Annotated in this window: 7 protein-coding genes and 1 riboswitch; of the genes, 3 read left to right on the top strand and 4 right to left on the bottom strand. The window is 60.1% G+C overall.

The window, feature by feature from the left end:
• Positions 1–15: 15 nt before the first annotated feature.
• Both ACJWXQ_RS05395 and ACJWXQ_RS05390 read right to left on the bottom strand, forming a co-directional pair.
• Entirely contained in the window at positions 16–636 is a 621-nt protein-coding gene (locus ACJWXQ_RS05395) for a class II aldolase/adducin family protein (protein ID WP_346050538.1), read from the bottom strand.
• Positions 633–1400 (bottom strand): phosphodiesterase, encoded by a 768-nt coding sequence (locus tag ACJWXQ_RS05390; RefSeq protein WP_346050537.1) that lies wholly within the window; start codon positions 1398–1400, stop codon positions 633–635. The genes ACJWXQ_RS05395 and ACJWXQ_RS05390 overlap by 4 nt, the downstream gene beginning before the upstream one ends.
• 238 nt (positions 1401–1638) lie before the next feature.
• Between ACJWXQ_RS05390 and ACJWXQ_RS05385 the strand changes: the two genes are divergently transcribed.
• A complete protein-coding gene (locus ACJWXQ_RS05385) occupies positions 1639–2310 on the top strand; it encodes a class I SAM-dependent methyltransferase (protein WP_406672329.1) in 672 nt (223 codons plus the stop codon).
• Positions 2311–2413: 103 nt separating this feature from the next.
• On the opposite strand, the gene ACJWXQ_RS05380 is transcribed toward ACJWXQ_RS05385, so the two are convergent.
• Both ACJWXQ_RS05380 and ACJWXQ_RS05375 read right to left on the bottom strand, forming a co-directional pair.
• Positions 2414–5356: a hypothetical protein gene (locus ACJWXQ_RS05380; protein ID WP_406672328.1), complete on the bottom strand. Its 2943-nt coding sequence runs from the start codon at positions 5354–5356 to the stop codon at positions 2414–2416.
• A 475-nt stretch (positions 5357–5831) separates the two neighbouring features.
• Positions 5832–6401: a thioredoxin family protein gene (locus ACJWXQ_RS05375; protein ID WP_346050534.1), complete on the bottom strand. Its 570-nt coding sequence runs from the start codon at positions 6399–6401 to the stop codon at positions 5832–5834.
• Between the two features lie 189 nt (positions 6402–6590).
• Between ACJWXQ_RS05375 and metK the strand changes: the two genes are divergently transcribed.
• Both metK and ACJWXQ_RS05365 read left to right on the top strand, forming a co-directional pair.
• Positions 6591–7769 (top strand): methionine adenosyltransferase, encoded by a 1179-nt coding sequence (gene metK / locus ACJWXQ_RS05370; RefSeq protein ID WP_346050533.1) that lies wholly within the window; start codon positions 6591–6593, stop codon positions 7767–7769.
• 20 nt (positions 7770–7789) lie between these two features.
• Positions 7790–7867, top strand: a riboswitch (S-adenosyl-L-homocysteine riboswitch).
• Positions 7868–7885: 18 nt separating this feature from the next.
• A partial coding sequence (locus ACJWXQ_RS05365; RefSeq protein WP_406672327.1) for an adenosylhomocysteinase occupies positions 7886–8286 on the top strand: 401 nt, incomplete at its 3' end.

Below are 8286 nucleotides of genomic sequence, written 5' to 3'. Positions count from 1 at the left end.
TTCCAGCAAGACCAGTCAGTCGAGAATTCGTTCCAGGGGAATTCGTCCGGATTGCACAGCGATATAGGCGGTACGGGCGGATTGCTCCAGGGAGCAGCTCCACTTGTAGGCGCGATCCAGCGTCTCGCCCCGCGCGTATATGCCATGGCCGCGGACGATGCAGGCCGGGTGTTCACTCAGACAGTCGGCCACCAGCGCCGGGGCCTCCTCGACATAGCGTTCATAGGGTACATCCAGGACGGGCACACGGCCGAAGTAGAAACTGCCCTCGAAGTCCGGGGGAATGAAGTCACCCCCGCCCAGGGTCAGGCCGACCGCATGGTGGCCGTGACTGTGCAGCACCGCAGAGATGTCCTCCCGAGCAGCCTGGACCGCAAGGTGCAGGGTTGCATCCAGCGAGGCCCCGGAGGGCGGTTTCTCTCCGATCCGGCAGGCGACAAGTTCATCCGCGGTCAGCGTATCGGCGCAGGCCCCGGTGGGGGTAACCCAGATCTGGTTTCCGTCACGAACCGAAGCGTTGCCGCTGTGGCTGTCGTTGTAGCCGTGTCGTCTCAGCAGCTCGTAATAGAGGACCAGGGCCTCCTTGGGGCCGAGTGCCGACAGGGGGCGGCGCTGGGTCGGGTCCTGGGCGCTCATGAAGGCAGGTCAGCGGCCTGCAGCTGCACCAGCTCGTCGTCGATGCGGCCGGCGTCGTCGAGATAAAGAACGCGATAGGCGGGTGGGGCGTCGGGATCGATGGCGAAGTCCTCGCTGCCGGCCAGGAACTGGGCACAGGTGGAGGGTGTCCCCAGCAAGCGCAGGTGACCGTGGTATCCCTCCGAGGGCTGGTGAACATGGCCCCAGATCACGGCACGGGCATGTTCGTGGGCGCTGACTATCTCCAGCAGTTGGTCGCCATCCTTCAGGCCCACCCCATCCAGCCAGGGCGTGCCCACCGGTCGCGGTTGGTGGTGCACCGCCACGAGGGTGGGGCGAGGGCGGTTTGCCTTGAGCAGGCGGTCCAGCTCCGCGAGGCCGGACTCACCCACTCTGCCTGCCGGCGAGCCGGGAATGTGACTGTCCAACTGAATGACGTCCCAGGCACCCAGACTGACTCGGGTGTCCAGACGGAAGGGGGGCATGGTGAGGGTGCGGCGCATGATGTCCGGGTCATCGTGATTGCCCGGAATGCACAGGACGGGCACCTGGAAATCACCGAAATACTGAATGAAATGCCGGTAGGCTGCTTCGGTTTCCTGCTGGACCAGGTCGCCGGTCACCAGGATGGCCTTGGCGTCGGCATGGTGGTCCTGGACATGGTTCAGGACCTTGCGAAGGGTTTCACCGGTTCGTGTGCCGCGCAGTTCGCCATCGCCGTCGGCGAACAAGTGGGTGTCGGTGATCTGGAGAATCTTGTCCATTCGTTGCCGCCCGTCGTGCCCGCCCTGCATGGTGGCGGGAATGCCTCATTTCCCTGAGAGGGATTCCTCCGACCCTGTTCGGGGCAAGGGCCAAGCCCACAGTATTAAAGCTATCACAGCTATGATAGTTAGACTGTGAACCAGGCCTCAGTTTGCCGTTTTCAGTGGCCATGGTCATGGCCATTCAGGGCAATTTGTGGCCTCTGTGACCCAATCTGGCCCTGTCGAGGGAGAGCTTATGTCCAATCGCACCACGCCGCTGGATCCACGCCTGCACGAGTATCTGCTCGGGGTTTCCTTGCGAGAGCCCGCGCCCATGCGGGCCCTGCGTGAGGAGACCGCGAGATTACCGGAGCACAATATGCAGATTGCCCCGGAACAGGGCCAATTCATGCAAATGCTCCTGCGGCTGATGGGCGCCAGGCGCTGTATCGAGATCGGCACCTTTACTGGCTACAGTACGCTGGCGATGGCCCTGGCCCTGCCAGAGGATGGGCGAGTGCTTGCCTGCGATCTCAGTCGGGAGTGGACCGATGTGGGTCGGGGCCATTGGCGGCAGGCCGGAGTGGAGGAGCGCATTGACCTGCGTCTCGGGCCGGCGCTGGAGACTCTCACGGGCCTGCTGGAAGACGAGGAAGAGGGGCGGGCCATCTGGGATTTTGCCTTCATCGATGCCGACAAGACCGCCTACGGTGACTATTTCGAATGCTGTCTACGTCTGCTCCGGCCCGGTGGGCTCATCGCCGTGGATAATACCCTATGGGATGGCAAGGTCGCCGACCCGGCCGTGGACGATGCCGACACCCGTGCCATTCGTCAGTTCAACGAGTCTCTATTGGCCGATGACAGGGTCGACATCAGCCTGGCCCCCATTGGTGACGGGCTTACTCTGGCAAGGAAACGGCAGTAAGCATGGCAGTTTCAGAGTGGCTTTACCGATTGGCAGTTGGCAAAGAAAACGCCCGCCACATCTCCGGTGGCGGGCGTCTTTCCAGCATCCTTCGCAAGGCAATCTACCAGATTAGATCGCCGCTTTCCGGATCAAATACGGCGAATCGTTCCCGTGGAGTTCGGGCGTCCTCGTCCGCGCCGCCACCAGCTGAATCGAATGCCCCGCCCACGAAAATCATATCTTCCGTGACATGAATTGCATGAACGGCGCCTTCGCTAGTGCCCGGATTCCAATCGAGCAGATCGCCGTCACCATCCGGGTTGAAGGCAGCAATACCCTGACGGTCCTCACCGCCAGCGCTACTGAAGCCGCCCCCAGCAAAAAGGACACCGTCTTGCTCCGCGAGGCTCCATACGCGGCTGCTGACTTCCACCTCCCAATCCCGTAGCTCTCCGCTCACGGCATCGAAAGCGGCCAGGTTTTCCCGTTCGGGATCCGCCTCATCCCCGTGATAAAAGACACCGCCCACGAACAAATCGCCATCACGATAGAGCAGTGCATGCAGATCGGGCACATTGATTCCCGAGCGGCCAAGTTGGGGAGAGAAGTCCTGATCCAGGCTTCCGTCGCTGAGGTCGAATGCCGCGATCGCGTCACGCTCTTCGTAATCGGATTCGCCGGCTTCGCGTGCGCCGACAAAGGTACCCGCGACGATCAGACGGTCATCAACACGAACCATGTCCCTGATTATCGGATCAGTGAGCGTAGTGCCCTCGAATTCAATGTTCAGATCAGCGCCAACTGTTCCATCATTGGGGTCCAGCGCTGCCAGACTTTCCCGTGACTCGGCCGGTTCACCGATTTCCGTGAACATGCCAGCTGCATAAAGCACCCCATCATTGAACATCAATGCACTGACATTCTGATTGGGGTCGGGTGACCAGTCGATAACACTGCCATCTACCGCGTCTACAGCGGCCAGATTGCTCCGAGGTTCGCCATTGACTTGCTCGAACTGTCCAGCGACGAAGACGGTGCCGTCATGCGCCAGCAGATCACTGACTCCTGCGGGCGTTCCCTGAATATCGGGGGCCCAGTCGGTCAATGTCCCATGTTCGGCGTCAAGTGCAGCCGCATACTCTCTTATTTCGCCACCGAGACCTGTAAATTCCCCGCCAACGAAGAGTTTCCCACCGTTGCTTGCCAAGGCGGTCGCGACATCGTTTGCCGGTGTGCTCCAGTCCAACAGATTGCCCCCCGCCTCGAATGCTGCCAGGTGGCGCCGCTGCTGATGCTCGGGGTCCGGGCCTGATCCGCCGCCAACGCCGGTGAAGCTGCCGGCCACATAGAGAATGTCCTCATTCAGGGCCAAATCGCGGACCGCATAGCTTGTCAGCCCCTGGCCTCCAATCCCCGGATCCCAATCCTCCAGATTTCCGGTAGTAACGTCGATTGTGGCGAGGCGCATACGGCTCTGCGTCCCGGTTTCGTCTTCGAACTCCTGGAACTGTCCACCAACATACAAGGTATCGTCCTCAACCAGCAGTGTGGATACCCTGCCATCAGCTCCTGTGTCAGCCCAGGCGCTGTGAGTTTTACCGGTTTGGGGGTCGATAGCTGCGAAACGTGATTGTGTATCACCGTCAAGTTCGGTGAAAGTGCCGCCGACGTAGACAAGCTCTTCATCAGCGGTGATGGCGTGAACATGGTTGTTTGGTTCCGGAGCCTCGTTTTCGATCAAATCCCCGTCTTCCGCCTGCAGGACGCGAAGATGATCTGGCCCAGGGCCACTAGTAATGTTGCCGCCGATGTAAACACGCTCCTCATAGGTAGCAATTGCATGGACAGCAGGAGAAGCTGGATGACTCCAGTCCTTTACGGCTCCTGTGTGGACATCGAGTGCTGCCACGCCGTTCCGGGAATAATCCGTCTCGTTATGTTCAACTTCATCGAAACGGCCACCGATGTAGAGGGTGTCATCATCAAGCGCCAAGGCGTATACGTTGCTGTCTGTCGACACGTTCCAATTGGGATCCAGGGAGCCATCAGCACGTATTCTCGCCAGATTCTCACGAGGTTCGCCACCGACGGCAGCAAACTGGCCGCCAATGAACCAGCCACCCTGTCCGTCGGGCTCGGCGGCATTGATGGTTCCGTCGATATGAGGTGTTGGGCCACTGAGCTGGCCACTTTCTTCATCCAGGACGCCCCCACCGCCGGTTGCGGCCGAGGCTACTCTCGGGCGGCCGCCGACATAAAGCGTCTCATCGTAGACTTCCATTGCATCGATGTTGCCCCCGAAAGCGATTGGTGTCGGTCGAGCGCCAGCGGCAAGAGATCGTTCGCCGTTGGACTCTACAACGAAGTACCAACTCGTATCTGAGTCAAATTCGTCTGCTATGGCCCCGATTGTGACACTGCCGTCGCTTACATCGACCAACATGCCGCTATCAGCACACAGGGAATAGTTCTCCCAATCACAGTTGGGATCGGAAGAATACTTGATGTCTACCGGGTCGTTACCTTCCCACTCGAGATGCATCTGCATGATGTCGGAGTAGGCAAAGAAGGCCAGACCCATGTCGCAGTCAACCGCAAGCTCGACATCTGTTCCGTCGATTTCGCCTGAATCTGGATCTACCTGGCAAACCCGATCTGTGGGTGCATCGGAGATATCTACCGTCCAGCTCTGCCCATCTTCAAGTTCTTCATCAAAGCTGAACTGGCCGTCTTCTTCGATCGTCAGGCTTTCGGATTGTCCATTTGCGCTCAGGGTCAGTCCCAGAGCGTCGGCACCAAGTCCGTCGACAATGCCGCTGATGCCGAAGCTGTCCGCGTCATCATCATCGTCGTCGTCGTCGTCGTCATCGTCATCGTCATCGTCATCGTCATCGTCATCGCCGTTGTCCGGGTCCGTCACATCTCCATTGCCGGAATCGGAGTCTGAGCTACTGGAGCTGAAGCAGCCTGGCATCAGCAGAGCAATGAGTAAGGCAATCATCAGCGCATTTAAGCGACTTATCCGGGGTGTTTCATTCTGGTTTTCATCGGTGTTGGAATCCATTGTTACTTCTCCCTTGCGCGTGTCGGAAGACGTCGACGCACTGCGTGCTGCGTGCAAGAACGGGCTTGAGACTTGGTATGCGAAGGAGTGATTTGCGGAGCAATGGCAGGCTGTAAATGATTGCGTTTAGATTGTTAGCAGTTGCCGGGTGCCCGCTACCCCAAAACCCCTCCCCAATACCGCCCAGAACCGTTTCTGGGTCCCCTGCTTCGTCGCTTCTCCGTTGCGGAGACGACGGGGCCAGCGTAGATTTTTGGATCGATGGTTGAACACCCCCCACATGGAGTGCCTCATGGTAAAAGGGAGCTCAAGGGGGCTATGAGCAGTGATTACGACCATGGCGACTGGGGCGATGGTCGGTCCAGCACCTTTGCCGGGGGCTTGCGAAGGCGCTTTCGCGCAAACTAATGTCAGGAAACGTCGTATGTGCTTGCCCAAAAAATGAAGGGAAAAGCCCCCACGTTTGGGGCTGGATTCAGGGCGCAGCACCCCGCCATTTGATGGAGCAGCCCATGCTCGGCTGCTGAGCCTCCGGCTCCGGTCCCTGGCCGGTCTGGGCAATGCGCTTCATGGCCTCGAACAGTTCGCGACGGCTGCTGTCGTCGGCGCGATGGCGGCCGCTGGCATCCAGCCGGCCCCGATACTGGAGCTTCAGTTCGGCATCGAAGCCGAAGAAATCCGGTGTGCAGACCGCCCCATACAGCCTGGCGGTCTCCTGGCTTTCGTCGTAGAGGTAGGGGAAGGTGAAACCGGCTTCCTCGGCCAGAGCCTTCATCTTGTCAAAGCCGTCTTCCGGGTAGGCCTCGGTGTCATTGGACATGATGGCGACGCTGCCGACCTCGTATTGCTCCAATTCCCGGGCATCGCGGACAATGCGGTCGAGGATTGCCTGCACATAAGGGCAGTGATTGCAGATGAACATCACCACCGTGCCCTTGTAACCGCGGCAATCCTCCAGCGTCCAGTCCTGGCCATCCACCCCGGGGAGGCGGAAATCGGGGGCCGGCCGTCCGAAGTCGCAGGCGGGTGTCTCCAGTCTGGCCATGATCCAATCTCCAGTTCAGGCACTGCCCCGGGGCTGGGGCGAGGGTGGTCGGGGCCGTCTGACCCCCCACCGGTCGAGAAAATATGACGCGAATTGTACAATGAGGCATTCTACGCGTTCCATGCGTTTTTGATCCTTTAGCGACGACCGGCCCGGTGTGGCCGGTTTCAACCCGGGAGACAGCCTGGCATGTCGAAAAACTACCTGTTCACCTCTGAGTCGGTGTCTGAGGGGCACCCGGACAAGATTGCCGATCAGGTGTCCGATGCGATTCTCGATGCGCTCCTTGAGCAAGACAAAAGGGCGCGGGTGGCCTGCGAAACCCTGGTGAAAACCGGATTCGTGATCATTGCCGGCGAAATCACCACCAGCGCCTGGGTGGACCTGGAAGATCTGGTCCGTCAGACCATCGTGGATATCGGCTATGACAGCTCCGAGCTGGGCTTTGACGGCCATACCTGTGCGGTCATGAATGCCATCGGCAAGCAGAGTGAGCATATTGCCCAGGGTGTGGACCGGGAGTCCGAGGAAGAGCAGGGGGCGGGTGACCAGGGCCTGATGTTCGGTTATGCCAGCAACGAGACCGATGTGCTGATGCCGGCGCCCATCACCTTCGCTCACCGTCTGGTCCGTCAGCAGTCGGCGGTGCGCCGCAGCGGCAAGCTGGCGTGGTTGCGCCCGGATGCCAAGAGCCAGGTCACTTTCCGCTACGAGAACAACAAGCCGGTGGGCGTGGATACCGTGGTCTTGTCCACCCAGCACGGCCCGGACGTGAGTAACGAGCAGATCCGCGAGGCGGTGATCGAGGAGATCATCAAGCCGGTACTCCCGGCGGAGTGGATCGACAGCAAGACCCGTTACCTGATCAATCCCACCGGCCGATTCGAGATCGGCGGTCCGGTGGGTGACTGCGGCCTCACCGGCCGCAAGATCATTGTCGATACCTATGGTGGCATGGCCCGACACGGTGGCGGTGCCTTCTCCGGCAAGGACCCGTCCAAGGTCGACCGCTCTGCCGCCTACGCCGCCCGGTATGTGGCCAAGAACGTGGTCGCCGCGGGCCTGGCCGAGCGTTGCGAGATCCAGCTCTCCTATGCCATCGGCGTGGCCGAGCCCACCTCGATCAGCGTGGATACCTTCGGCACCGGTCAGGTGGATGATGAGCGGCTGACTGCGCTGATCCGTGAGCATTTCGATCTGCGGCCCTACGGCATCCTCAAGATGCTGGATCTGGTGCGCCCGATCTATCAACCAACCGCCGCATACGGTCATTTCGGTCGTGAAGACGGTGATTTCCCCTGGGAAAAGACCGACCGGGCTGAAACCTTGCGCGAGGCCGCCGGTCTCAAGGCTGCACGGCAGGCCTGATACCAGAAAATCTGTAAGACCGGTCCGAGGAGCGTTGCAACGGGGTAACCCGCCAGGCTCGGAGCGGAGTTTTCTTTTCAGAACGGCGCTCGCTTCACAATCTACGGAGTTGAACTATGAACGCTGTGGTTGAAAAGCGAAATGGTGAAGACTTTCACGTGGCCGATCTGTCCCTGGCGGAATTCGGTCGCAAGGAAATCGCCATTGCGGAAACCGAAATGCCGGGTCTGATGGCCCTGCGGGAGAAGTACGGCCAGGAAAAGCCCCTCAAGGGTGCGCGCGTGGCCGGTTCCCTGCACATGACCATCCAGACCGCCGTGCTGATCCAGACCCTGGAAGCCCTGGGCGCCGAAGTGCGTTGGGCCTCCTGCAATATCTACTCCACCCAGGACCACGCCGCCGCGGCCATTGCCGACAACGGCACGCCGGTGTTCGCCTTCAAGGGTGAAACTCTGGATGAGTACTGGGAATTCACTCACCGGATCTTTGAGTGGGAGGGCGAAGGCGCCAACATGAT

Source organism: Natronospira sp. (assembly GCF_007134575.1).
GTDB classification, from domain to species: Bacteria; Pseudomonadota; Gammaproteobacteria; order Natronospirales; family Natronospiraceae; genus Natronospira; species Natronospira elongata.
The sequence above is the reverse complement of the archived record's forward strand: the minus strand, read 5'-3'. Positions and strand labels throughout refer to the sequence as shown.